This window comes from uncultured Methanobrevibacter sp., from assembly GCF_946184425.1.
GTDB lineage: Archaea > Methanobacteriota > Methanobacteria > Methanobacteriales > Methanobacteriaceae > Methanocatella.
This window is the reverse complement of record NZ_CAMHFP010000009.1, coordinates 12,830-37,928: the sequence shown is the minus strand read 5'-3', so window position 1 is coordinate 37,928 and position 25,099 is coordinate 12,830. Positions and strand designations below refer to the sequence as shown.

General features: G+C 34.7%; 28 protein-coding genes. 18 read left to right on the top strand and 10 right to left on the bottom strand.

The annotated features are described in order from the left end of the window. Positions 1–118: 118 nt before the first annotated feature. The 3 genes from cfbE to Q0P94_RS03105 are packed head-to-tail and all read right to left on the bottom strand — an operon-like array spanning position 119 to position 3,829. The gene (cfbE, locus tag Q0P94_RS03115; protein ID WP_295113703.1) at positions 119–1,537 is read right to left on the bottom strand and encodes a coenzyme F430 synthase; all 1,419 of its coding nucleotides are present in this window, start codon (positions 1,535–1,537) and stop codon (positions 119–121) included. Between the two features lie 8 nt (positions 1,538–1,545). Beyond that, complete coding sequence (locus tag Q0P94_RS03110) at positions 1,546–3,366, bottom strand: bifunctional NADP phosphatase/NAD kinase (protein WP_295113701.1); 1,821 nt, start codon at positions 3,364–3,366, stop codon at positions 1,546–1,548. Position 3,367: 1 nt separating this feature from the next. Next, entirely contained in the window at positions 3,368–3,829 is a 462-nt protein-coding gene (locus tag Q0P94_RS03105; protein ID WP_295113699.1) for a pyruvoyl-dependent arginine decarboxylase, read from the bottom strand. Between the two features lie 73 nt (positions 3,830–3,902). Here Q0P94_RS03105 and Q0P94_RS03100 point away from each other — a divergent pair, with 73 nt between their 5' ends. From Q0P94_RS03100 to Q0P94_RS03085, 4 genes are all read left to right on the top strand, one after another. Beyond that, positions 3,903–4,256: a hypothetical protein gene (locus Q0P94_RS03100; RefSeq protein WP_295113697.1), complete on the top strand. Its 354-nt coding sequence runs from the start codon at positions 3,903–3,905 to the stop codon at positions 4,254–4,256. 122 nt (positions 4,257–4,378) lie between these two features. Then, positions 4,379–4,777 carry a translation initiation factor IF-5A gene (locus Q0P94_RS03095; protein WP_295113695.1) on the top strand — a complete coding sequence of 133 codons (399 nt, stop codon included), beginning with the start codon at positions 4,379–4,381 and terminating at the stop codon, positions 4,775–4,777. A gap of 36 nt (positions 4,778–4,813) precedes the next feature. Beyond that, on the top strand, positions 4,814–5,680 hold the full coding sequence (gene speB, locus Q0P94_RS03090) for an agmatinase (RefSeq protein ID WP_295113693.1): 867 nt from the start codon (positions 4,814–4,816) through the stop codon (positions 5,678–5,680). Position 5,681: 1 nt separating this feature from the next. Then, positions 5,682–6,503, top strand: coding sequence for a 4Fe-4S binding protein (locus Q0P94_RS03085; protein WP_295113691.1), 822 nt, complete (start codon positions 5,682–5,684; stop codon positions 6,501–6,503). A 2-nt stretch (positions 6,504–6,505) separates the two neighbouring features. Here the strand turns inward: Q0P94_RS03085 and Q0P94_RS03080 are convergent, their stop codons facing one another. Beyond that, positions 6,506–6,784, bottom strand: a complete 279-nt coding sequence (locus tag Q0P94_RS03080; RefSeq protein WP_295113689.1) for a winged helix-turn-helix domain-containing protein — start codon at positions 6,782–6,784, stop codon at positions 6,506–6,508. Positions 6,785–6,988: 204 nt separating this feature from the next. On the opposite strand from Q0P94_RS03080, the gene Q0P94_RS03075 reads away from it, so the two are divergent. The 6 genes from Q0P94_RS03075 (at position 6,989) to ade (ending at position 12,970) form a co-directional block, all read left to right on the top strand. Next, positions 6,989–7,543, top strand: a complete 555-nt coding sequence (locus Q0P94_RS03075; RefSeq protein WP_295113687.1) for a hypothetical protein — start codon at positions 6,989–6,991, stop codon at positions 7,541–7,543. Positions 7,544–7,546: 3 nt separating this feature from the next. Next, positions 7,547–8,506 carry a zinc ribbon domain-containing protein gene (locus Q0P94_RS03070; protein ID WP_295113685.1) on the top strand — a complete coding sequence of 320 codons (960 nt, stop codon included), beginning with the start codon at positions 7,547–7,549 and terminating at the stop codon, positions 8,504–8,506. A gap of 10 nt (positions 8,507–8,516) precedes the next feature. Continuing rightward, on the top strand, positions 8,517–9,326 hold the full coding sequence (locus tag Q0P94_RS03065) for a zinc ribbon domain-containing protein (protein ID WP_295113683.1): 810 nt from the start codon (positions 8,517–8,519) through the stop codon (positions 9,324–9,326). A 142-nt stretch (positions 9,327–9,468) separates the two neighbouring features. Next, on the top strand, positions 9,469–9,930 hold the full coding sequence (locus tag Q0P94_RS03060; RefSeq protein WP_295113680.1) for a hypothetical protein: 462 nt from the start codon (positions 9,469–9,471) through the stop codon (positions 9,928–9,930). Between the two features lie 99 nt (positions 9,931–10,029). After that, positions 10,030–11,250, top strand: coding sequence for a TIGR00300 family protein (locus Q0P94_RS03055; protein ID WP_295113678.1), 1,221 nt, complete (start codon positions 10,030–10,032; stop codon positions 11,248–11,250). Positions 11,251–11,254: 4 nt separating this feature from the next. Next, on the top strand, positions 11,255–12,970 hold the full coding sequence (gene ade, locus Q0P94_RS03050) for an adenine deaminase (RefSeq protein ID WP_295113676.1): 1,716 nt from the start codon (positions 11,255–11,257) through the stop codon (positions 12,968–12,970). On the opposite strand, the gene Q0P94_RS03045 is transcribed toward ade, so the two are convergent. Then, entirely contained in the window at positions 12,967–13,593 is a 627-nt protein-coding gene (locus tag Q0P94_RS03045) for a DUF447 domain-containing protein (protein ID WP_295113674.1), read from the bottom strand. The genes ade and Q0P94_RS03045 overlap by 4 nt on opposite strands. A gap of 93 nt (positions 13,594–13,686) precedes the next feature. Here Q0P94_RS03045 and Q0P94_RS03040 point away from each other — a divergent pair, with 93 nt between their 5' ends. Beyond that, positions 13,687–14,697, top strand: coding sequence for an SIS domain-containing protein (locus Q0P94_RS03040; RefSeq protein WP_295113672.1), 1,011 nt, complete (start codon positions 13,687–13,689; stop codon positions 14,695–14,697). A 96-nt stretch (positions 14,698–14,793) separates the two neighbouring features. Then, complete coding sequence (locus tag Q0P94_RS03035; protein ID WP_295113670.1) at positions 14,794–15,273, top strand: hypothetical protein; 480 nt, start codon at positions 14,794–14,796, stop codon at positions 15,271–15,273. 31 nt (positions 15,274–15,304) lie between these two features. Here the strand turns inward: Q0P94_RS03035 and Q0P94_RS03030 are convergent, their stop codons facing one another. Further along, positions 15,305–15,919: an Hsp20/alpha crystallin family protein gene (locus tag Q0P94_RS03030; RefSeq protein ID WP_295113668.1), complete on the bottom strand. Its 615-nt coding sequence runs from the start codon at positions 15,917–15,919 to the stop codon at positions 15,305–15,307. Between the two features lie 182 nt (positions 15,920–16,101). On the opposite strand from Q0P94_RS03030, the gene Q0P94_RS03025 reads away from it, so the two are divergent. The 4 genes from Q0P94_RS03025 to Q0P94_RS03010 all read left to right on the top strand — a co-directional run bounded on the left by Q0P94_RS03025 (position 16,102) and on the right by Q0P94_RS03010 (position 19,214). Beyond that, a complete protein-coding gene (locus Q0P94_RS03025) occupies positions 16,102–16,266 on the top strand; it encodes a hypothetical protein (RefSeq protein ID WP_295113666.1) in 165 nt (54 codons plus the stop codon). Positions 16,267–16,584: 318 nt separating this feature from the next. Then, complete coding sequence (locus Q0P94_RS03020; protein ID WP_295113664.1) at positions 16,585–17,328, top strand: hypothetical protein; 744 nt, start codon at positions 16,585–16,587, stop codon at positions 17,326–17,328. Positions 17,329–17,357: 29 nt separating this feature from the next. Next, positions 17,358–17,843, top strand: coding sequence for a hypothetical protein (locus Q0P94_RS03015; RefSeq protein WP_295113662.1), 486 nt, complete (start codon positions 17,358–17,360; stop codon positions 17,841–17,843). Between the two features lie 27 nt (positions 17,844–17,870). Then, positions 17,871–19,214 carry a hypothetical protein gene (locus Q0P94_RS03010; RefSeq protein ID WP_295113659.1) on the top strand — a complete coding sequence of 448 codons (1,344 nt, stop codon included), beginning with the start codon at positions 17,871–17,873 and terminating at the stop codon, positions 19,212–19,214. Positions 19,215–19,608: 394 nt separating this feature from the next. Here the strand turns inward: Q0P94_RS03010 and Q0P94_RS03005 are convergent, their stop codons facing one another. Continuing rightward, the gene (locus Q0P94_RS03005; RefSeq protein WP_295113657.1) at positions 19,609–20,634 is read right to left on the bottom strand and encodes an NOG1 family protein; all 1,026 of its coding nucleotides are present in this window, start codon (positions 20,632–20,634) and stop codon (positions 19,609–19,611) included. Between the two features lie 176 nt (positions 20,635–20,810). Here Q0P94_RS03005 and Q0P94_RS03000 point away from each other — a divergent pair, with 176 nt between their 5' ends. Next, a complete protein-coding gene (locus Q0P94_RS03000) occupies positions 20,811–20,948 on the top strand; it encodes a hypothetical protein (RefSeq protein ID WP_295113655.1) in 138 nt (45 codons plus the stop codon). A gap of 315 nt (positions 20,949–21,263) precedes the next feature. Here the strand turns inward: Q0P94_RS03000 and Q0P94_RS02995 are convergent, their stop codons facing one another. The 3 genes from Q0P94_RS02995 to Q0P94_RS02985 form a co-directional block, all read right to left on the bottom strand. After that, positions 21,264–21,821, bottom strand: coding sequence for a TIGR00296 family protein (locus Q0P94_RS02995; RefSeq protein ID WP_295113653.1), 558 nt, complete (start codon positions 21,819–21,821; stop codon positions 21,264–21,266). After that, positions 21,821–23,191 (bottom strand): TldD/PmbA family protein, encoded by a 1,371-nt coding sequence (locus Q0P94_RS02990; RefSeq protein ID WP_295113651.1) that lies wholly within the window; start codon positions 23,189–23,191, stop codon positions 21,821–21,823. The genes Q0P94_RS02995 and Q0P94_RS02990 overlap by 1 nt, the downstream gene beginning before the upstream one ends. A 135-nt stretch (positions 23,192–23,326) precedes the next feature. Then, positions 23,327–23,764 carry a hypothetical protein gene (locus Q0P94_RS02985; protein ID WP_295113649.1) on the bottom strand — a complete coding sequence of 146 codons (438 nt, stop codon included), beginning with the start codon at positions 23,762–23,764 and terminating at the stop codon, positions 23,327–23,329. 125 nt (positions 23,765–23,889) lie between these two features. On the opposite strand from Q0P94_RS02985, the gene Q0P94_RS02980 reads away from it, so the two are divergent. After that, positions 23,890–25,098, top strand: coding sequence for a GMC family oxidoreductase N-terminal domain-containing protein (locus Q0P94_RS02980; RefSeq protein ID WP_295113647.1), 1,209 nt, complete (start codon positions 23,890–23,892; stop codon positions 25,096–25,098). The last annotated feature ends 1 nt before the right edge of the window (position 25,099 follow it).

Here is a 25,099-nt window from a genome sequence, read left to right as displayed (position 1 = left end):
TCCCCATTTTAAATTTTTTCATTGCTGTGGCTGATAACCTCAACAAATTTTTACATTTTTAATTTTTATATCTAATAATAATTAAATGTTTCAATTTTTACTGGAATTACTGGAAAAATTATCTTTGGGAAAGTTTTCTGTAATCGGACCTGTAGATAAAAAGAAGGTTTTTATTGTTTTTTATGGCCAAATCGTAGCAGTCGTTGTAATTTTCGATAAACTGTATATTTTCAGACAGTCTTTTTGAAAGGGATTTTCCTACATCTCCGGTCAGTATGATATTGCACTCGGCAGTGCCTAAAAACTGTGATAGTTTTTCCTCGTCAATCTCTTCGCATGTGATTCCGTAGTCTCCGCCAATGGCGATGTAGAAATCTTTGGGATTGGTAATCATATTGATTGATTCCTTTATTGCCTGTGTGTTTATTCCGGGATTAATCTCTTCGATGATGATTGAGTTTTCAATTAGTTTCATATTTGTTCGTCCTGCAATTCCCCTGTAGTTTTCAAGACCATTTATGATTTTTTCATGAGGAATTTCAAGACATAAGCTCGCAAGCACAACACCTAAAACGTTTGACACGTGGTGCGGACCCGGTGCAAAGCATTTGAGTTGAATATCTCCACTTAAGACATTGCCTTCATTAGTCTTCACATCACTATAGCTTATGTCGATGGAGGTCTTGTCAAGGGAATATATGATTCTTTTAGCATAAAGATTTGCCTTGGAATCATTTAAAGAAAATGTATTCAGCCTCTCGTGGCTGATTTGTGAGTAGTATTTGTCATATGCTTCCTTTTGACATGCAACTGTCTTGCATCTGAAAACCTGTGCTTTTGCACTGCTTGCAGAGCTTTTGGCCTTGGCTATTGGATAGTCTTCAGCAATGTTTGTCAAAAGCCCCACATCACCTATTCCAGTAACTCCCAGAGAGCTTTCAAAAATTGCTGAAGAGTATTTTTTGAGGTTTTCGCTTTTGAGCTTACCTTCAGCTATCAGACACACGGGATTTGCAACTTTATATGCAAGATCTATTGTTTCCTTTATGTTTGCAGGGGTTATTGAAATGTCCTTTTTCAGGACAAGTTCTCTTTTATTGTCATAAAGTATTGCTCCCAGGCTTGACAGTATAAGTGGATTTTCATCGATTAAAATCTCTTTCAGCATGAATACTGAACTTGTCTTTCCTTTCACCCCTGTGACTTCAATTTTAGGAATGTCTTCACCCCAATTCTTAAGAATTTTTGCAACTGCTTCATGATGGGTTAAAAATTCGCAGTTCAAATCGGGATTGTACTCCTGGATCTCGTCTGATGTGAGTGGAAAGTGTATAGGAGCTATCACGCAGGCTTTTCCTTTGAAGTTTGAAAGATTTTCCAGGGAAATAAGATTGATGTCATAAACCTCAAGCATTTTTGTGTCTATGACATTCAGCGTATCGTAATAGTCGATTGCATGGACAACCTTTCCCTTTTTGGCAAGGCTTATTGCAATCTTCACTCCTCCGTGTGTTAAATCGATGACAATGTAGTGCATGTTACCATCTAGTTTAACTTGTCCTTTACCTTTTTGTAGAAGTATTTGGTTGAGGTTCTAATCAGATAAACGTTTTTGTCGGATTTCTTGAATTTGATTTCCTCTTCATATTCTGCCTCTTCGTTTCTCTGACCGTCCATTACAAACACTGCAGTCTTACCTTTTTTAAGCAGTTTGACTGTAATTTCACTGTTGTCTGACACAATGAACGGTCTTGCGCTGAGTTTGTAAGGACAAATAGGAATTATTATGAATCCTCCGACTTTAGGATCAACAATAGGTCCTCCTGCAGACATTGCATATGCTGTTGATCCGCTTGGGGTGGAAACGATGAGTCCGTCAGCTCGGACCTCTTCAATGATTTCTCCGTCCACCTTGATTTGGAAGTGCTGCATCTTTGCAGGCTTGTTGGTCATTATAACCACTTCATTCATTGCGGTATACTGGTGGTTTTCGTGTGATACGACAAGCTTTGACCTTTTTTCCTTGTAATAGTTGCCTCTAAGTACTTCATCCAATGCTTTGAACGCATCTTTTGCTTCGATTTCTGTTAAAAATCCGACGGTTCCCATGTTGATACCGAATATTGGTGTTTCAGGTTTCATTTTTCTTTGAGCTCTTAAAAGGGTTCCGTCACCTCCAAGAACGATTGCCATATCGCAGTCAAACTCGTTTATGTCGCAGGCAAGCTGCTTGTAGTCGATTTTGAAGTTGATATATTCAAGAATTTCGGATAATTCAGGGTACTGCTTTATTGTTTTTTTAATGATTTTGTCCAGTTTAGGATTTTCCTTAAGCTCTTGAAGCTTTTGAGCCACCCTGGTTTCAATGACAACTTCCCGTCCGTTTGTAAGAAGAAAATCAACAAGCTGTGCTGTAAAAAGTATTGGGCGGTCCTGGTCGATTCTGCTTGCGATTCCTATTTTTCCGATGAAATCAGTCTGGTTGTCGTTGAGGATATCAATCATCTGCTTGTGGAGAATATTGTTGTTTGCTGCAATAACTATTGTCTTTTCGTGGATGCTTAATTTGTTGTTCAGTTTTTCTCCATACTTGTCGGTGATGATTCCTCCGGCTTCTTCCAGAATCAGTTTGGATGCTGCAATGTCTATTATTCTGCTTCCCCTCAAATCTATGAATGCATCATATCTTCCGCTTGCAACATATGAAATCTCAAGCACTACGCTTCCAAGCACTCGCATTCTTCTTGCATTGTCGACCAGTTTTGAAGCTGCAGAGGTTCCGCTTTTTGTAAATCCTCCAAGGGTTATATCGCTTATGTTCACGGTATTGCTTGGATGAACTTCTTCATTGTTCAACCAGCATCCTTTTCCCTTTTCAGCTTCAAAAAAGTTTCCGTTTCCGAAGTTACTTATGAATCCCAATTCAACATCGTTGAGTGTAGCCACTCTTCCTTCGGGCACGTTGGCGACAGCTATTGAAATTCCGAATGCTGGAATTTCCTTGATTGCGTTGCTTGTTCCGTCAACAGGATCGACAAGGAATATGAATTTTGGCTTTTCGTCTTCATCAATGTCGTCTCTTCTAAGTTCCTGAGTCAGAACAATACTTCTTTTGGTACCTTTACCTAATTTCAATTCTCCAATTTCTTCACTAACAATGTATGAGAGGACTGGAGCGTTTTTCAGTATGTTAATAACTTTTTCTTCTGCTATTATGTCAATCAGTGATGTGGGTGTGCCGTCAGCTCCCATCTTTACCTTTTCGCCGGATTCCGGCTTTCCTACATATGGCCTTATTGCCATTCCCACTTCTCTTATGATTTCATAGCAGAGGTCTGTTGCGATTTTTTTGTCTTTGGCATCCATGTTATCCCTCAATAATTTCATCTTTTAGGTATACAACCGATGCGACAACTGATGCGATATTTTCGACAGTTGCTGAGGATGATTTTATAATCATGTCTTTAATTTCCACATTACGTTTTTCCATCATGTATCGGACCATGTATTTGGCTTCATTTTTCAGGTCTTCCAATTTTTTATTGATTCCTGTTGTTTCAACAACACAGCCCAATTCCTCTCCAATTGCAAGTCCAATCACTGCACTTATTTCATCTCCTGGGTTGTCTGATGTGACGCTTGATAAAACACAGTTCACCATGCTTCCCGCTTTAAGGGGTGGCAGTTCGCAAATCTCTGCATTGCCTGCAAGCATGCTGGATACTTTTATAAGGTTTACATCACCGATTCCGGCATCGCTTAGTGCATTATCGAAGGCATTCAGTTTTGTTGGTCCTTCATCTTTTCCAGTCACAATAGCTATTTTCATTTTATCACTTGCTTTAATATTTATAATAAAATATTTAAATGATTTACTCATAATAATAATTTAGGTGTACCTAATGATTTTGAACAGAAATTTGTCTTTAGTCTTATCACTGTGTTTCATGATTTTGCTGATACTGATTTCATCATCTGCAATAATGATGTTTGTGCCTGGAGGAACCCTTCCCTTTGCAGGAATAATTCTTATTGAGGTATTTTACTTTATCACAAGAGCTTTTTACAATTATTTGAGAAATGATGAATTTTATAAAAATAACAGGGATTATCACAGTGACAAGAAAGGTGAAAGATACCTTTACAAGGGAGCAAAAGATAATAAAAAATTATTCATTGTAATTTGGGTAATTGTCATTTTGGCTCTTGCGGCAGCTTCTATGTGGTTGAATTTGATAAATAAAGGTTTAATTTAATTTTTTTAAAATCCATATAATCGAATAATTTATATAAAATAGAAAATATACTTTATATTAATCTAATAATATTCCTTATTATAAGATTATAAAAACCGGTTTTTATTTATGGAGGAAAATTAATGTCAACAAAAGTTGTAGAAATTAAAACATTAAAAGTTGGAAAATATATCGTTTTAGGCGGAGAAGCTTGTAAAATTATCAGTTATACTACTTCATCACCTGGTAAACACGGTGCAGCAAAAGCAAGAATTGAAGCTGTAGGTGTTTTCGACAATCAAAAAAGAAGTCTCGTTAAACCAGTGGACAACAAAGTAGATATTCCTATTATCGACAAAAGATTAGGTCAGGTTATTTCAATCCAAGGTGACAATGTTCAATTGATGGATATGGAAAACTACGATACCATCGACTTACCAATGCCTGAAGACTTAAAAGATGACATCGTCGAAGGTATTGAAGTTGAATACATCGTCGCTTTAGGAAACATGAAAATAATGAGAACTAGAGGATCTGCTTAAGTCCTCTAAAATTATTTTCATTTTTTTAGATAAATTATGCTTTTAAATACTTATGAACCATGGAAATTCGCGTTTTCAGCGGAAAATGAAAATTTTAAGGAAAATTCATATGGGATAATCGGAGTTCCCTTTGACAGTACTACTTCTTATCACTCCGGTGCACGTTTGGGGCCAATTGTTGTAAGAGAGGCTTCATTTGGTTTTGAAAAATACAACACTGTTTTTAATAAAGATTTGACAACTACTTTTTATGATTTCGGTGATGTCAATGTAGTTCCCGGAAACTGTAAAGAGACCTGCAGGATAGTTGAGGATACAGTAAACGAACTTTTGGATTTGGGTCTAAAGCCAGTTATAATTGGTGGAGAACATTCCGCATCAATAGGAGCCATCAAGGCATTAAGTGAAAGGCTGGAAAAGTTAACCGTAATCCATCTGGACGCTCACAGAGACCTTGCATTTGAATTCATAGGTGAGAAATACTCACACGCAACCGTAATGAGAAGAGCTCATGAGGATGGTGCAAATCTGGTTCAAATAGGAATAAGGTCATCATCTCTTGAAGAGGAGGAATTCGTAAAGTCAACATATAATATCCAGACATTCAAGAACAGGGATGTACACAAGCACATGGATGCAATTGAGTATTATCTTGTAAACATCGACGGACCAATCTACATTTCAGTGGATATGGATGTAGTTGACCCTGCTATTGCACCTAATGTTGGAAATCCAACCCCTGGAGGACTTTTTGTATCTGAAATCGAAACAATATTTGAAACATTGTGTCACAAGAATGTTGTCGGTTTGGATGTTGTGGAAACAGCAAGTGACAGGTTGGGGGACAACACGGCGGTTGTTGCGGCAAAAATTATTTATGACTTTTTGACCTTAATAGATTAATATGGATGTTAAACCACCAATTATTATGGAGATAATTTTTGTAGTTATTGCAGGTTTGATGTATTTTGCAACATCAAATACTTTTTTTATATTTAACTTCTTGTATATCGGAACTGCCATTTCAATAGGATTGTTCCTGATGGCAAAGGGAAACAAATATGCAAGAAACGTGATTCTGCTTGCAGTCGGTTCATATATCTTATTTTACGTTGCCATTATGGGTCATGAAAATATGCTGATGAGTGGATTTTGGTATTATCTGTTTTTAGGCGTTTTTGAAGCGGCTGTAGTTCACTTTCTTATTGCAAAAATCGCAGGGCCATTCATATTTGGCCGTGGATGGTGTGGATATGCATGTTGGATAGCTATGGTACTTGATTTGCTTCCATACAGAGTTCCGCAAAATCCCAGAAAGAATTGGGGATATTTAAGATATGTTCTGTTTGGCGTAATTTTACTGAGTGTATCACTATTATTCCTGTTAAAGATTGCTGATTTGGATTTGATTATATTTTATATGTTTATAATTGGAAATATATTGTATTATAGTGTTGGAGTTGCTCTTGCATATTTCCTAAAAGACAACAGAGCATTTTGCAAATATGTTTGTCCAATAACTGTATTTTTAAAGCCGACCAGCTATTTTTCATTGATAAGAGTAAAGGTTGATAAAAACAAGTGTGTTGACTGTGGTGTTTGTACTCAAAAATGTCCTATGGATGTTGATCTGCTTGATAATTCACGCTCAAGGGAAAACGGAACTGAATGTATTTTGTGTACTGAATGCATTAAGAATTGCCCTAAAAATGCAGTTAAATTGTAAAATTAGTCATTAAAATCTTTTTCTACTCTGTCAAGATAATATTTGCCTTTGTCAGTGATGCTGTAGAATCTGTATCTTTTGTCATCTTCATTTAGACATTCCACTAGATTTGCTTCTTTTAAAGTTTTCAGATATTTTGAAACATGATTGCTGTTGTCGTCAATGTCTTTGCTTATTTTTGAAGGAATCTTGTTCTCCTTTTCAAGGGATTTCAAAACCTTGATTCGTTTTTTCGAACGGGCCAGCAGTGATACAATACTCATATCATCTTTTTTACTCATAATTTTAACTTTATACTTTAGCTATATAGTAGATATCTATATGATATTAGCATGCTAATAGCAATGTTTATATTATGTGTGTAACAAATTTAACAATTATCTTGAGGTTATTTCACATCAAAAAAATAATCGTTAAATCCATTTTAACTGAATCGGCTTTGTTGTGGGATGACCTACAGTCATTGATTGTAAGAAGGTGGTAAAATGTTAGTGCGTAATTTGAATTTTTTATCAATTCCTAAAGAATTTGCGAAAGTAGAACTTGAAATATATGATAATAAATCAATTTCTTTAGTATATATTGAAAACAAAGGATATTCATTAGTTTTAAAACATGGGGATGAAATCAATTCAGTATTTTTACTAAAAACTGATATTATTCCAAGTAACATAAACACTCACTCAGATAGGGAAGATTTTATCAACGTAATCAAGATGCTTTTGGATAACATTTACAGTGTTGCGGATATCAAGGAATATGAAAAACAGCATCAGGAACATGTATTTTTAAGATTGATGGACATGTTAAATGAGGGAACTGAAGTGGAAATGATTTCCGAGGAAACTTCCAAAACATACACAGACATTGAAAAGGGATTCATGAAACTGGAAATCGATATCATGGACAATAAGATTAATGCGCTTAATTCATCAATTTCAGATGTATCCACTAACCTTCAAAGTACTGTTGACGAAATTGAAGAGAACAAGTGGGGAAATAAAATAAAAAAAACAATAGATCAGAACAATTGGGGTTAAATCATGGTTAAATGTCAAAACTGCGGTGCAGAGGTAGTAGGTTCTAATTTCTGCTTTAATTGTGGAGAAAAAGTGGAACAATTTGAAAGCGATTCTGATATCTGCCCTAAATGTGGTGCTAAAAACAGTAGGAATACTACATTCTGTAAGGAATGCGGCAATAAATTGCACACTGAAAACGGTCCATTCATGTCATCAGGTCAAAGGGAATGGAACCAAAAGAGAAACGAGGTAATTGAAAGATATGACAAGCTTGCAGAGGAGTTCGGAATAAAAGATGAGGATTATTTTTTAACAAGTGTCAAAAGATTCAATAAGCTTGAACAGTCAACAACAAAGCATCAGCTAGCAAATGATGTGGTTGATGTAGCTGTGTTGGGTTTTCCTTTAGGAAGAGCAAGAAGAAATTTTGTAGGTAATGAAACAATCATCGACGGATTTTTCTTGATTAAGGAAGATAAATTTGTTTTCATGGAAATTGACAATAGGGACTTTGAAAAGGTCAATGCAGGAATAAACAATTTTTATTTCGATAAAATCGTATCCATGAGAGTAACCAAAAGATTGGGTGATGAAAGCAGATATGAAGACATCACAAAAAGGGAATTCATTTCTCCGGGCGCTATCATGAAAAATATTCACAATGACATTCAGTCTCTTAAGGCAACCAGATTCAAGGACATGATTGCAAATAATGACAGTGCAGACATGTTTGACCGTCTGTTAATAAAACTTGTTGACAATACCTCCTATGAAATAAGGCTTCCAAGTTACAAGTTTGGCCAAAACTTAATTGATCTATTTGAAACATTAAGATCAAAGCCTCAAACGGTTGTTGTTGAAAATCAGTCCAGCCAACCTACAAAAGCGCAGCAATTAAAGGAATTCCAGGAATTGCTTGAAAGTGGTGCAATTACACAGGATGAATTTAACCAATTAAAACAGGATTTGCTGTTTAACTGATGGTGTAACTATGGTTAGATGCGGTAATTGCGGATTGGAAATTGCTGATGGTCTTGAAAACTGTCCAAACTGCGGAAATGAAGTTTCCAAAATGGAAGAAACATCTCTGCCTCAGGATGAATCTTCGTTGAAATGCGATAACTGTGGAGCTGATTTAAAAAAAAGCGATGCATTCTGCCCAATCTGCGGAAATAAAATAAATAATGAAGAAGTTTCCATTAAATGTGAAAATTGCGGGTCACAACTTTCAGAAAATTCATTATTCTGTCCGACTTGTGGGGCAAAGAATTCTAATAGAAAAATTGACTTGACCAAAACTTGCCCGAATTGCGGAACAAGGATAGACGCTAATGCAACATTCTGTGATGAATGCGGAACAAATTTATTCACAGGTGTAAAATCCGCTTCAGATGCTCATATTCAAAATTCATTTTCCGATAAGCTTAACTTGAACATGATAGTGAAACCTTCAGTAATTGCCCTTGCGTTATCTGTTATATTGGCGTTAATAGGATTGCTGATTGGATTTTCATGGTTTTCTTTTATCATCGCAATCATATTGAGCGTCGGATTGTTTGCTGCTAAAATCAACAATGAGGTTAATGCAATTGCTTTCGGTTTTGTAGTGGGTTTGGTTTTAGGATTGCTTGAAAATCCGTTGGTTGAATTTATGTATGGTGCATTTATAGCCGGATTCTATGAAGGTTTTTTCGGAGGGCATCTTATTATCCTTATCGTTTTGGGAATTGCTGTAGCATACATTTCAAATGTATACTTCAAGGATAATATACAACCGATATTCGATAGATTCAACTTATGAGTAATGATTATAAAAAGAAAGTAATTTTCTTATTTTTCTCTTTTTTTGTTTGATTATGTAAATGTTTATATCTTGTGTTCAAAAGAATTATTATTACTGATGGGGTGTTATCATCAAAAAGAAAATAATTATTGTACTGGTTTTGATTATAATTGCATTAGTTCTGGCAATGCCTGCATTGTGTTTAGCACAAAATTTTGACGGACTTTTTACTGTTGATGTTCCTGTCGGCCAGCATTACAGTAATGTTGCCTGGTGTTTGCCAAACGGAAGATTGGGATGTGCAAATGAATACTGGGAGGATAATGCGGACTGTGAAATTGATGGAAATGAAATTGTTATCTATTACTATGATAATTCCTTGCTGGTTGAAGGTGAATCCAATGCATTGCAGCATGCGCTTCATGGATTAAATACTTCGTATTTATATAAGATTCATGGCAGGGATGGAAATCTATTTGTGCTGTCAAATGACATTGGAATGAGAAATATGCCTCCATATCTTGTAGGTGTTGCAAATGATGAAGGAAGTGAGGTTGTATTTGTAGGTGGAAACAATCTCAATGACCTGAAAAGATATGCCAGTTCTGTCAAATTTGTTTAAAATTCACTATTTTTTCTATTTTTTTTAAACCCTAACCATACCATTAAATATCATAGTAACATATATTTATAATATTAACTAAAATGGAGCATGAATATTATGAATAAAAGAATAATTGAGCTTTCCGGCCATATTATTGATTCAATGACCTTAACCAAGACAATGGCAATAATTATGGACAAGGGAGGAGAATTTGACATATTGGAAATCGATGTTGGGCGTAAAAAATCAGATGCAAGCTATGCAAAAATTGAAGTTCAGGCTGATTCTCCCGAATTATTGAATTCCATTCTGGATGAACTGTCTGTTTTAGGTGCATCAATCAATGAAATCAAGGAAGTAAATCTTGTAGCGGCCACTAAAGATAAGGTAGCTCCTGAAGGCTTTTATTCATCATCCAATCACACAACACATATTTATTTTGATGGCAACTGGATTCCTGTTGAGGATATTGAAATGGATTGTCTGGTTGTTGTTGATGAGAAAGAAAAACGGGCATTCGTAAGGCCAATCGCCGACATTAAGGCTGGTGATAAAATTGTAGTTGGTCTTGATGGTGTTAGGGTAACCCCTCCTCACCGCTCCAGAGAAAAACAGCAAGTGTTTGAATTCATGAACAGTGATGTGTCCTCTGAAAAACCATTGATGAACTTGATTAATGGAATTGCAAAAGAAATGAAAGAAATCAAGGCTCAAGGGGGAAAAATAGGTGTTGTTGGAGGACCAGCTATTGTGCACACGGGATCCGGCAAATACCTTGCAGCTTTAGTTAAGGAAGGATACATTGATGTAATCATGGCAGGCAATGCTCTTGCAACTCACGATATTGAATCAAATCTCTTCGGAACCTCTCTGGGAATTGAAGTGGAAACCGGAAAAATCGTAGCTCACGGTCATACTCACCATATGAGGGCAATCAACAGAATCAACAATTCAGGCTCTATCAGACAGGCGGTTGAAGACGGAACTTTGACAGGCGGTATAATGTATGAATGTATTAAAAATGATGTTCCATTTGTTCTTGCAGGATCAATCCGTGACGACGGACCTCTTCCGGATGTCATGACTGATGTTATTGAAGCCCAAAAGGTCATGAGAAAATATGCTCAGGAAGTTGACATGGTGCTTATGATTTCAACAATGTTACACTCAATTGCAATGGGAAATCTCTTGCCTTCAAGGGTTAAAAGTATCTGTGTAGATATCAACCCATCTACAGTTACCAAATTGTCAGACAGGGGAAGCGCACAGGTTGTCAGTATCGTTACTGATATAGGCACATTCCTGCCACTATTATATAATGCTCTACATGAGGAGTGAGAATATGGCTTTTACATCTTTTATACTTGATGTTATATCCAATTCCGTTTATCCGGCAAGAATTACAATTGAAAATGGTGTTTATACAAATATTGAGCCAATTTTAATTAATGAGAAAACTCGGATGGATATTGATGGTTTGATGATTCCGGGTTTTATAGATTCTCATATTCATATTGAAAGCAGCATGCTTACTCCTGCACAATTCGCCCGTGTTGCTGTTCGCCATGGAACCACTGCTGTTGTCTGTGATCCTCATGAAATAGCTAATGTACTGGGTGTTGCAGGTGTGGAAGCAATGATTGAGAACTCTAAAAAAGTTCCTTTCAATTTCTTTTTTACAGCACCGTCCTGTGTTCCTGCAACACCATTTGAAACTTCAGGAGCTATTTTGAACTCTCCTGAAATTGAATATTTGCTTAAAAAAGAGGAAATTGTCGCTCTTGGAGAGATGATGAATTTTCCGGGTGTAATCAATGGTGATAAGGAAGTTTTAAGCAAATTGTCATTGGCAAAACAGTACGGTAAACCGATTGACGGTCATGCTCCGTTGCTTACACGTGAAGAACTGGATAAATATCTTGCTGAAGGTATAATAACAGACCATGAATGCAGCAACCTTTTGGAAGTCATTGAAAAGAAGATGAAAGGTATGAAAATTATGGTGCGTGACGGATCGTCTGCATTGAATATGGAAAACCTTTTCGATTTGGAAGGTGGTGAAAAGATGGTGGAAGATCCTGATGCATTGGGAATGATTTATAATGAGATATTCGGCCAAAAAATTTTCTCACCACTGTTTGATTTTATTGTTAGTGATGACAAGCACCCTGAAGATTTAATCAAAGGTCATTTGAATCTTTCTGTAAAAAAAGCGGTCAATTTGGGAATAGACATAATCAAAGCCATTCATATGGTGACAATTAACCCTGCATACCATTACAATTTAAATTGTGGAGCAATTGTTGAAGGTGCAAGAGCAGATTATCTAATTGTAAACAGTTTATCAGATTTAAAAATTTTAAAAACATATATTGGGGGCAAATGTGTATTCGATGGTGAAAATGTCTTATTTGATGCTCCTGAAATTGATGCTGAAAATTCAATCAACACTTCCAGAAAAACCGCAGATGATTTTGAGATATATTATGAAGGGGATGAAGCTGAAGTTAATGTTATAGAATGCTTTGACGGGGAGCTACTGACCAAAAAAGCAACTGCAAAACTTAAAACAGTTGATGGAAAAATACAATCAGATATCACTCAGGATGTATTGAAAATTGCTGTTGTGGAACGTTATGGTGGAAACAAAATCACTAACGCATTCATTAAAGGTTTTGGTCTTAAAAAAGGTGCAATTGCATCTTCCATAGCTCATGACTCTCACAATATAATTGTAATTGGTTATAATTCGCAAAGTATGGCTGAAGCTGTCAACAGAATAATAGATGATAAGGGTGGAATTTCCGTTGTCAGCGAAGACTTCACAGACTCCCTGTCTCTTCCTATTGCAGGACTTATGAGTAATGATGATGCCTATGCAGTTGCACGCAAGTTGGAAACATTGCATAATATGGCGGAGGTTTTAGGCTGTCAAATTGAAGCTCCATTCATGACAATGGCATTTATGGCACTTCTGGTAATTCCATCTATCAAGATTTCAGATATGGGATTGTTTGATGGAGATAACTTTGAATTTATGGATGTAATAATAAATTAGGGTTCATAGCCCTTTTTTATCAATTCTTTTTTTATTTCGTTCATTGTGAGTCTTTCTGTTTTTCCGCCGACTTTGTTTACAACACGGCTGTTTTCCTGGAATCTGCTTAGGTAATATTGCTTTGTTTTCTCATCCACTATGTCAAAGCGGGTAAGATTTGCAAGAGTCTCTATAATGCATGCAAATGCTCTGTTAGCTGCTTTAATGTCATTATTGATGACCATTTCAGTCACTTTTGACTTAATGACATTGGCCTCGTCTTTTTTCTTTATCGGATCGCTTTGCTTGACTGCCTCCTTGATGGAAATTACTTCGCATTTAAAGTAGGCGTCAATATCTTTAATGGAATTGTCTTCATTGAAATAGTCTTTAGGGAGATTTCCGAGAGTTGACATTGTAAACAGTTCCGGATTGTGTGTGATGTTTACTGTAAACTCCTTTTGAGAGATGATGTTGTCCAGGGTCTTTCCGCCTTTGAAAATCCTGCTTAAAACAATGTCTTTTCCCGCACACAGTACTCCAATAGGTGCGGCATTTTGAACATTCTGTGCGTTTACTGTAGTGATAATAGTCTCATATTGCTTTCCTTTTTCCATTCCGATTAATCTTAAATCAATTTCCATAATTATCATTATTTATAATTCTTTTAAAAATATTTTTATATATGTTTTAACTACATATTATTATTGTTAATAAATTTTAAAGGAGTTTGGCTTATGAAATATAAAATGTATGATGAAATGATGGAGCAGCCGGATTCACTCAGAAAGACTTTTGAAAGTGAATTTGCCACATTAAGGGAAGTTTCTGATTTGATTGCTGATGTGGACAAAGTCTATTTAATCGGTTGCGGAAGTTCTATTTCAACCTGTTACAGTGTTAGGGATGCAATAAGAATGTCCAGCACTAACATCAACATTGAAGTTTACACAGGTTATGAATTTTACTATAACAAGAAATTACAACAAAACGAAAATGCCATGGCTATTTTTACTTCCCAGTCAGGCGAAACCGCAGACACTTTAGCATCCCTTAGGAGGGCTAATGATTTCGGTATTCACACTGTTTCAATTTCAAATGAACCTGATAGTTCAATGATTAAAGAAGCTAAAACTCCAATAGTTACTAGGTGTGAGACAGAAACAGCTATTTTAGGTACTAAAACTTACATCACCCAATTAGCTTGTCTTTACCAGATATTGTTTAGCGCTTCTGATTATGAAAATAAAACTGAACTATTGGCTCAACTTGCCGAAATGCCGAAAATGCTTGAAAAACTGTTGCTCACCACAGAAGATGAAAACAAGGCTTTGGCTGAAAAATACAGTGATGAGGACATATTTTACTGCTTAGGCAGTGGTCCTAACTTTGGTCTTGCATATAAATTGGCAATGACAATGCTTATGGAAGGAGCAATAAAACATGCATGTCCGGAATATTCCGCTGAATTCAGGCACGGTTTGATTGAAAGGGCTGAAAAGGATGTTCCTGTAATATTTTTAACATCTGATTTGGAATCAGATGAAATCACCCAAAAGGCCATTGACTTTTGCGAAAATCTTGAAGCAAAATCAATTATATATAAACTCAATGACTATGCTGATGTTGACAAGTTATTGTCCCCATTTATTTTAGTGATTCCTCTTGAATGGTTTGTATATTACCTGGCTCACTTCAATGGTGAAGATCCTGGTGCTACAAGACACATCGGAAAAGTAAGATATTAAAGTAGATTATTCTACTTTAAACTATTTTTTGAGGAAATAAATTTCTTTATCCTATTTATATATTTTTTAAATAGAATATATTAATAGGTGATAATAATGAAAAAATTTTTAGGTATACTATTTTTAATTTTGATTTGCACAATTGTATGCGTTAGCGCTACAAATTCGGTCAATCATGATTTCGGTAACTTTACTGCGGATATTCCTGCAGATTCAGATATTAAAGCTTATTATTCAGCAGTGGTGCATAATGTGGATTCCAGATCTCTTTCATCAAGCAGCATTCAAAGTGCGGTATCCAATGCTCGTGACAAATATGTGTCATATGAGGATGGAAAAAATGATATTACATATAAATTTTTGAATTCCACAGCTAATGGAAATTACTCAGAAAATGTAATTGGTGATGAGATAAGCAATGATAATGGTCTGATTTGCTTTAATGATACTGGTGATTATTATGTGGTAAAACAGCAGGATGGATTTTTGTTTTGGCCGGGTGAGTGTTACGTAATAATTGAAGGCTCAGACTTGAATCTGTTAAAAGAAATAGGTCAAACAGTTAAATTCAAATAAAATTTTAAAAAAATAGTGTGGTGTAGAATAGTTATTCTACATTCACTTTATGTTTTGGTATGATTAATTTTGGAATGTTGATGATAACCATTCCGTTTTTGAATTTCGCAGTAATGTTTTCTAAATCGATGCTGTTTTCAAATCTGATGGTTTTTACACATCTTCCTGATTTTAAAGAACTGACGATAACTTCAGCGCCGTCTTCTTCATCGAATTCTTCGATGTATGGTACGAATGTGGCTTCAATGCTGATGTCATTGTCTCCAGCTTCGATTAAAATGTCTTCTTTTTCAATTCCTGGAACTGCTGCTTTGATGTAGTATACATCATCAGTTTCAATCAAATCAACATCCAAACTTTTTACAGTGGTCTTTTTGTAATCGTTGTATCTTTGATCAGCAGCTTTTTGAACGTTTTTGAGATTTTCTTTAAATTCATCAATGCTTTTAGAAATATCGTTGATTACGCTATCAGCCATTACTTTGCGTTTTTCTTTTTTTTCTTCGTATTTTTCTTTTGTTTCATCAATTTTTTCTTCGTATTTTTCTTTTTTTTCTTCGAATTTTCCTTTTGTTTCATCAATTTTTTCTTCAAATTCTTCTTTTTTGTCGGAAATTTTGGTTTCAATAGTTTCGCTATCTACCATTTTTTCACACTCCTTATTTGATGAATCATATCTATTGTTTTTTATTTACTTTATGTTGGTATATATAGTTTTCTATTAAATTTACTAAAAGTTATTAAAAGATAATACTATTGGACTTTTATTTTATATGTTGTTGATGTTTTATTTTAAGAAATTGATGAATTACTTTATTGATACTTATAATGGAGATCGTAAAATGGTTTAAAATCAATGAGGTTATTCTTGTGTGGAGTGGACATAAATCAGAAGGTGTAAATCCTGTAAACACTAAAAATGCAACCGATACAACAATGCTTCAGTTACAATACAACACTCTAATGTTACCTCATGTGCTTCATCTCCAATGACGGTTATTGATGAATATGGTGAAAGGGAGTATTATGCTACTATATGACTAATAGTAATGGTGTTTAATTGCTCTCTTTCACTTTTTTTTAAAATCTGCGGGTATTTATTCAAAAAACATTCATACATTAACTTAAAAATATCTATGTTGAAATTCAATAAATAACAGAATGTTTACAATCAAATAAGTTATCCAAACACTCTTTTTTCTTCATTTATCTTCCATTAAAGTAAAAACTTTACTTGACTTATATACTTTTTTTTAGAGATATTATTTTATACAAATATATTATTCAGTTTTAGAAGAAAAGGTGTTGAAAATGTCCAGAACACGAATTGAAGTTGAAAGCAAGGATAATCATTATTTGTCACAAGTCATTGATGAAATTTTAAATTCCCATAATTATGATTTCAATGATAAGGGTGATGAACCGTACTGGCAACAGGGTATAGGGGTCACTGCATCCCCTAAGTTTATTCGCTATTATTTTGAGGGAGACAAGGTAATCCTGGAAGGATGGGTGAAGAATTTCGGAAGGGATAGTGAATTGAAGGGAGCTGTAGGAGCTCTTCCAAAAAGGTCATGCAAACAGGTGCTTGATGAAATAGTCGAAGCGATAAAGCAAGCCAATAAAAATGCAAAAATTCCCTCTTCAACGGAGAATAGCCAAACTATCGATGTTCAAACTGGAGATGAGGATTTAACTGATCAATTATTTGCCTATATGCTAAATGATGAAAAATCAGATGCCAGTTCAGGCAATGTTTCAAAAGTTTCCAGCATGGCATCTATAAAAAAAGATTCAAAATCATCTAATGCGAATTCACAGAATTCAACAGTTTCAGATAAATCAGCTAATAAAGGCATAATTCCAAGAAAATATAGGGGAAGTAAAGTTCAAAATGTGTTTGAAATATTGATTGCAATTTTTTATATTATTGGTGCATTGAGTGGAAGAATGGTGCTTAGATTTACTGACAGCAGTGAACTGCTTTTAATTGTTGCATTGATAATCCTTGTTCATGGAACTCTCTCTTTAATTTCAAATATGATGGATAATTAATTATTTTATTTAAATGGGGGTGAAAATGTATGGTTGATGGAAATGATGAAAATATTCCTCTGGAATTTGAAAAAAGGGTAAATAGGGATAAAAAAATCATTTATGTTGCAATTGCTCTTGTAGCTGTCATAATTGTTTTATATTTGCTTGCTATCCCTGTAATTCAGGATGGTGCAGGTAGTTATCCAACTTATGATTTAAGTGGATATCCAGATATATCATCCACATCGGGCATCAACGTTCAGCTGACTGATGTTCGTCAGGACAGTGATGGCTGGTGTTGGGTTTATGGTAAAATTACTCCTAAATCAATAAACACTACTGATTATCGGGTATTTGTAACTTATAATGATAGAAATGGATATGAAATAACAATGGATTTCAATTACTTGGAAGATGATAATGGAGAAATGAGATTTAGTGGAACTTCAATATCCGAAGATGTGGGAAGCATTGATGTAAACCTTATTGATGATAAGGACAACATCGTGGCTAAGACCAGTTATAATCTTTGATATTGTAAATGAGTAGGAGGTGAAAATATGTATGTTGGTAATGGCGAAGATTTATTAAAGAGTCTCATGAAAGTTCAAAGCAAATGCCCAAATTGCGGCACTACATTAATATTTGAAAATTCTGCACGTCTTGCAAAGGATAATGGAGTTAGTGAAAATGCCATAATGTGCCATGAATGCCGTAAAGTGTTTAATGTAAACATCACTCCAAACAATATGAGTATTTTAGGTGAATTGACAAAATATAATTTCTCAAAGGATACTAAAAAACAAGCAACCAAGCCGTTGTCTACACGAAAAAGCAGTGAAAAACCAGAAATAAAGCCTTTATCTACAACAACTGCTTCAAAAAAACAAACAAAACCAAAAGTTACACAAAAATCGAATGTAAATGAAACTCGTCAGCAGGATTCATCAGGTAAGGGCATTGTAAATATTCTGTTTTACAAAACTGATGTTGAGTTCGGCCTTTTAAGATTGTCCAAGACTAAAATATTCTCTGAATTGTGGTTTATTTTATTGCTGTCGATATTTTTAATATCTTCATATGCGATTTTGGGATTTGCTGATATTATTTCTTCTTTAATTATGGCATTCATATTAACAATTCCAGTATTCGTTATCGGATGGGTTATTTCCAAGTTGATTGCAAAACCAAAAGTTCCCAATGAAGTTTCAAATCCTGTAACTGTCTCTTCAGACACTATGAATGCACCTCAGCAGGAATTAAATCAAAATGTTGGGAGAGGCATAGATGTTAAAAAGGAAACAGTTTCAGAAAGTTCCGATGAAAAATACTTAGAAAAGGATAATATGGGCACTCGCCATGATGATGTAAATAAGGCAAATGCCTATTGGTTAGGTGAAAGGATGGCAAAAGAAGAAAAAGATCCATTTACATTATATTCATTCAGCTCTGCTAAAGATGCTGAGGACGCATTGCTTGAATTGCCATACATTCACAAGGCAGACGATACTGGCAGTTTGATTTGTGATGATGTGTACATTTTCGGATTTTATGAAGTCAGCACAAACAACTATGAAGCGATTGTCTGTGGTAAGGACTTGACATATGATGACTTCAAACTTGCTGAAGACTCATTTATAAGTCATGGGGGCACTCGTAAAAATAACTTGGAACCTGATAAATCCGTTAAAAAAACCAAATCAACTAAAGCGACCGGTGAAGTTAAATTCAGAGAAAAATTCAACCACAATCAGGGAATTTATGAATGTTATGATGCAAAAACAAAAGCTGATGCATTGGAATTCCTAAAACAAAAGGAAGTATCTGAAAGATTGTATTATGTCTGTGTATATACTCCTGAAGGAGATTATGGGAGGGACATTGACGGTATTTATCAGATGTAAGTAATTTAACCATGAGGGTTATTCCACACCCTCTTTTTTTTCTTCTTCTTTTGCACATTAAAAATGTATGCATTTACAGGTCAATACAAATTCAATAAATAATGATTCCCACAAAGCCATTTTTTCAATATAATTTTTACCAAAATTTTTATCCATTAAATAATTAATTTCAGCATTGATTAAATCATGTTAAAATATGTTACTATTAGTTTTTTTCATTGATTTTTGAATTAACTGGAATGATATTAAAGAACAATTTTATTTTAATATTTGTATATACATGCTTATTTTTAAAAATATCTTTTCTTTAAAAAAGAGGAGGTTAATGTAATTCAATATTTGTTTCAAAAAATAATAAAATAAACCCCAAAAATCATTGAGGTTCAAAGTTTAATTAATAATAGTCATCATCGTCATCTTCAACAGGTGTTCTGTCTATCTTTTTAATCGAACGGATGACTTTATTGATTTCATCAATACCTTCTCCTTCAATTGCTGAGATGAAAATGGAATTGTCTTCATTGTCAATATATTCATTGAGATATTCTGTATCTTCAATTAGATCCATTTTATTGAAAAGGTAATATACAGGTATTTCAGAAAATATCTTTTCGATTTGCTTTAAAAGGTTATACTGATTTTCGAGATGGAAACCGCAGGTTTCAGATGCATCAAAAATAAAGAGTATGGCATCGGCCAAATGTTCAAGAGCTACAATAGCGTTCATTTCAATGTCATTCATTTCAAGAACAGGTCGGTCCAATAATCCTGGTGTGTCGATAATTTGTATGCTCCTCCAGTGCATTTCAGTATGTCCAATTTGAATCCCTTTTGTTGTAAAAGGATAATTTGCAACCTGAGGGTCAGCACCTGTAATCTGTCTTAGGAGAGTTGACTTTCCAACATTCGGAAAACCTGCTATTACGATTGTTGTTGCATCAAAATCTATGGTTGGCATGTTTCTTAAATTTTGTTTTGCAAAATCCAAAAAGTCCAAATCTTTTTTGATTTTATTCACAACAGAGGATATTCTCCCATAAGCTTGTTTTTGGATGGCTGTTGATCGTTCAGATGGATTTTTCCTAATTTTAGCACCATATTCCTTTTCAAGTTGGGTAATAATTCCATAAGCCCAGTTCAATGCTCCTAATGACTGTTTCAAGTCATCCACGCCGACGGTAATGTCAATATAATCTTGATAAAATGGATGGAGTTCTTCTATTTCAGGAACTGCATCGATGATTGATTTTAATTTGTCTTTTATAACCTGACAGGAAGTGACAACTCTTCTTTCTTCAATTCTTTTACCTTTCAAGTGTTTAGGTATCTTCTGACTTCTGATTAGGTCCGCCTGTTTCTTTCCCCTACTGAATCCCTTGTCCAATAATTCTTCGGGCGTAGGTATTGTTGGTATCATCATTCTATCACCAAAATGTAAATTATTTTAAAAATCATTATTATGTTAAGTTATGATTTGGATAGTTAATTAAATTTATGGAAATTTTGATGTAAAATTAAATGTTAATAGATATAGTAATCTAATTTTAAATTCTTTAAGTAATTGGTGGTGATTATTTCATTTTTTTGGTGATTGATTTGCAAAGAGTATCATCGTTTGTTTTAGCGTTTTGTAAGGAATCAATTTCCGCATCTAGTGATGTTAGATTTTCATGTCATAAAGTTTGCATCAGCCGAGTAATGTACTTGCGCATATTAAAGCAAGTGATAAAATAGTTAATGATATAATAAATTTTTCCATTATTTAACCTCCTAATGGATTAATTTAATTGAGTATTTTCTATCAAATATATTTGAAAGAGAGTATATAAATTTTTTCGAGTGTAAGTGCTTGCTTGCATCTTAAAAAGTTAAAATGATTGTAATCGTTTAAAATAAATTAAAACTATTTTAATGAAGTTTAAATATGATGTTGATTTCATAAAAGATTAGTTTGATATGCTAAAATTTTTTTCAGATGATTGGATGGAAATATTCTAATGGAATATTTTGTTTAAAAAAAGAATTAGAAAATCAGTTATAACTGATTGTTTATTTGAAAATTTGTCCTTGGAATTTGTAGACATCGCAGCTTTCATCCATCCAGCTGTCTGCACTGATGCCCGCTTTCATACAGGTATGTTCTAAAAATTCCTCTTCATTAAACATGTTCTCTGTTGCCACTTGGGGAAGCAACAGGCCTCTTGAATATCCCTTTTGAACAATCAATCCGTCTCTTCCAATCTCAATTTCATTAAAGTATTGTTTTGGATGAGCTACATAAATTACTTCGGGTTTTGTCAAGACGGTAACTTCAAAGTCCAGGTTTTCAAATTCGTCTTTGGTCAATGCGGGAAATCTAGGATCATTGAAAGCTGCTGCAATTGCAACTTCAATTGTTGCATTAATTGCAGGTTCGATAGGTTCTGCATATCCTATGCATCCTCTTAGAGCATTGTTTTTATTCAATGTAACAAAGACTCCTAATTTTTCATCAAGTTCTATCGGATGATTTTCAGGAATTTCTAATTTTTTTCCTGTTTCCAAGTAATGCATTATTGTCTCTTTTGCAAGATTTACCAAATATTGTCCGCCATTTTCACTTATCATTATCCCATTCCTCCAACTAGTGCATTTAAAATTTTGGTATGTGGACCTCCATCTCCCACAGGTACGGTTTGTCCGTCTTTTCCACAGAATCCGACACTTAACTTAAAGTCATTTCCAATCGCATCAATGTTTTTTAAGGTTTCTAGGATATTTCCTGATAGGGAAACGTCTCTGAGTGGTGTGGAAATTTCACCGTTTTTGATAAGGTATCCTTCTGCTGCATTGAATTGGAAAATACCTTTTCCGGTATCGACTTGTCCTCCTCTGGATCCTTTGAGATAAATTCCATCCGGAATGTCTTCAATCAATTCTTCAAATGTATTGTCTCCAGGTTGGAGGTAAGTGTTGCTCATTCTCACTATTGGTTTGTCTGCAATGATTGATCTTGCATTTCCTGAGGATTTCATTCCAAATTTGGATGATGTTTCTCTTGAATTCAATAGTGAAATTAATTTTCCGTCTTTCACTAATTGGTTCGGTTTGGTTCTGACTCCTTCAACATCATATGGGTAGTACCCGAATCCGTCCTTTTTGCTGGCATCATCAAATATGTTCACAATATCTGATGCAATTTTTTCTCCTATTTTGCCTTTGAGTATGGAATCGTTTTGCAAAATCAAATCTCCCTCCGCAGCATGACCTAATGCTTCATGTATCAGTACTCCGGTAAGTTCCGGGTCAGCTATTACTGGGAATCTGCCTGATGGTGCAGCTTCGGCATCAAGTAGTCTTACTGCTTTTTCACCGATGTTGCGTCCAAACTCTTCGATATCAGCATCAGCAATTACTTCAAATCCTTTAACGCCTCCAAGGCTACCATGTCCAAACTGAATTATTTCTCCATTTGTTGCAGATGCGTTTAGAGCCATTCTAACTTTGCTGGTTTTGGTTTGTATTTCACTGCCTTCGCTGTTCATGAACAATTCGTTTATTTCCCCGTCAGAGTAGCTAACTGTGGTACTATTGACTTTTTCGATTGTTGCGGCGTCATTGGCTTCTTTTAATATTTCTTTTTTCTCCTCGATTGAAATGTCCTTGAATGGAATCCTGACGTCAACTTCCATTTTATCCTTTATCACTTCACTTTCACTCAGTTCAACATCTCCTGTAAGTGAATTGGATAATTTGATTGCGGTATCGGTGATTTCATCCAATTTTGATAAATCGGTAGTATATGCAAAACCCCAAGCTCCATTATTTAACACTCTTATTCTTGCTCCTAAACTCATTCCGGTGTTAATTTCATCTACATTTCCATCTTTCATCAATATGGATGTATTATCGCTCATTCCAGCTCTAATATCTATGTAGTCTACATTTGGGATTGTTTTTTTAATTACATTTTCAAATAAAGAAATATATTCTTCCATTTTTATCCCTCAAAATTTTATTAATGTTATATATGTTAGTTTCAATGTTAATAAAACTTTTTTAATATTAAGGGTTTGCTTTTATTTGTAATTTATTTTAAAAAAAGAAAAAGAAAAATGCGAAATTCGCATTATTTACCAGTCTATGGTTGCAGGGTCGAGAGGTTCAAATTTATTTAATTTGTTTACTTCCGTTAGTGCATCATTAAATCTTTGAAGGTCGCTGCTATTAGAACCTGTTTCTGTCCAAAATGTTATGACTGTCGGTTTGTTATTGATTTTGACTATTTCAAGTACTCCAGTTTCGTTATTGATTCCGTCAGTAAAGTTGAAAGTGTTTTTAATTTTACCCGGAACTACGGTATAGTTAATTGAAGTGTCATTTTTTACACTATTTTCGACGTCTTCTACAAAAACATCGATTTCAACATCATCAACTTCACTTCCATAACTTCCATCACCTAAATTCATGTAGTTTTCAGGCATTTGTAATTTTGTGATGTCAGTTGCGCAAACAACGCCCATGGCACAAATCAATATTAATGCTCCAATAAAAATTTTTGATATTTTCATTTTTTTCACCATATTAATTTTTTAGGTACTCCTAAATAAAGTTATTGGGTTTGAAATATTTTGCCAAGTTTTTTATATTATAAAATAAAATATAACAATTGATATATAAAAAATTGGGTGATTTAATGATAATTATTGTAGGTACGGGTGCAGGTGGAGGAATTTTGGCTTATGAACTTGCAAAAAATAAAATTCCTGTTACTATTCTGGAAAAGGGGCCTTATATAGATTCAAAAGATGCATTTAATTATTATGATAAATATTCTGAAGATGTGGATTTGTTGACAACCACTTGTATTGGTGGAGCAACCATAGTTTCAATGTCCAATATGGTAAGGGCACTTGATGAGGAGCTATTGGAATATGATGTTGATTTGACTGAAGCTTATGAATATGTTGAACAGCTTGTTGGTGTTCATCAGCTTGATGATTCTCATATTGGAAAAGGTACTCAGGCATTTTTGGATGCCGGACGTGAATTGGGTTTGACAACTTTAAAAATGCCTAAAGCGATTAGGGAGGAAGACTGCATTCAGTGCGGAAGATGCGCATTCGGATGTCCGGTTAATGCAAAATGGTCTGGAAAAGATTTTGTGGACATGGCAATTGAAGCGGGAGCGGAATTGATTTGTGACGCTGAGGTAATTGAAGTTTTAAGTGAAAACAATAATGCAACTGGAGTAAAATACATTAAAAATAACAATGAAAAAATCATTTCAGCCGATACTGTTGTTCTAGCTGCAGGGGCTATAGGTTCCACTTTAATTTTAAGAAAATCTGGAATTGAAGAAGCAGGTCGCCAGTTATTCTTTGACCCCTTTGTTTCAGTTGGAGGATATCTAAAGGATGTCAATTTCAACACTGAAGTTCAGATGGCGGGTTTGGTTATTGGCGAAAACTTTGTATTGTCTCCTCACTTTTCTTCATTCATTAGAGCAAATATTCCTGATGATTCAGTAGCTGACGGTGACATATTGAGTATCATGGTAAAGACTCCTGATGAATGCAGAGGATATGTCGATGATGAGGGGGATGTAGTTAAAATTAACACTATTCATGATATTAGATTTTTAGCTGAAGGAACAGCTACAGCAGGATTTATCTTAGAAAGAGCAGGAGTTGACCCAAGCACAATCGGTTCAACAGTTTACAGGGGAGCACACCCTGGCGGAACCGCACCGATAGGAAAAATAGTAGATTCAAATCAGCAAACAGAAATAGAAGGTTTGTATGTTAGTGATGCAAGTGTATTGCCAATATCACCTGGAAAACCACCAATATTAACAATACTTGCATTGTCTAAACGATTAGCAGATTATTTAATCAATAAATAGA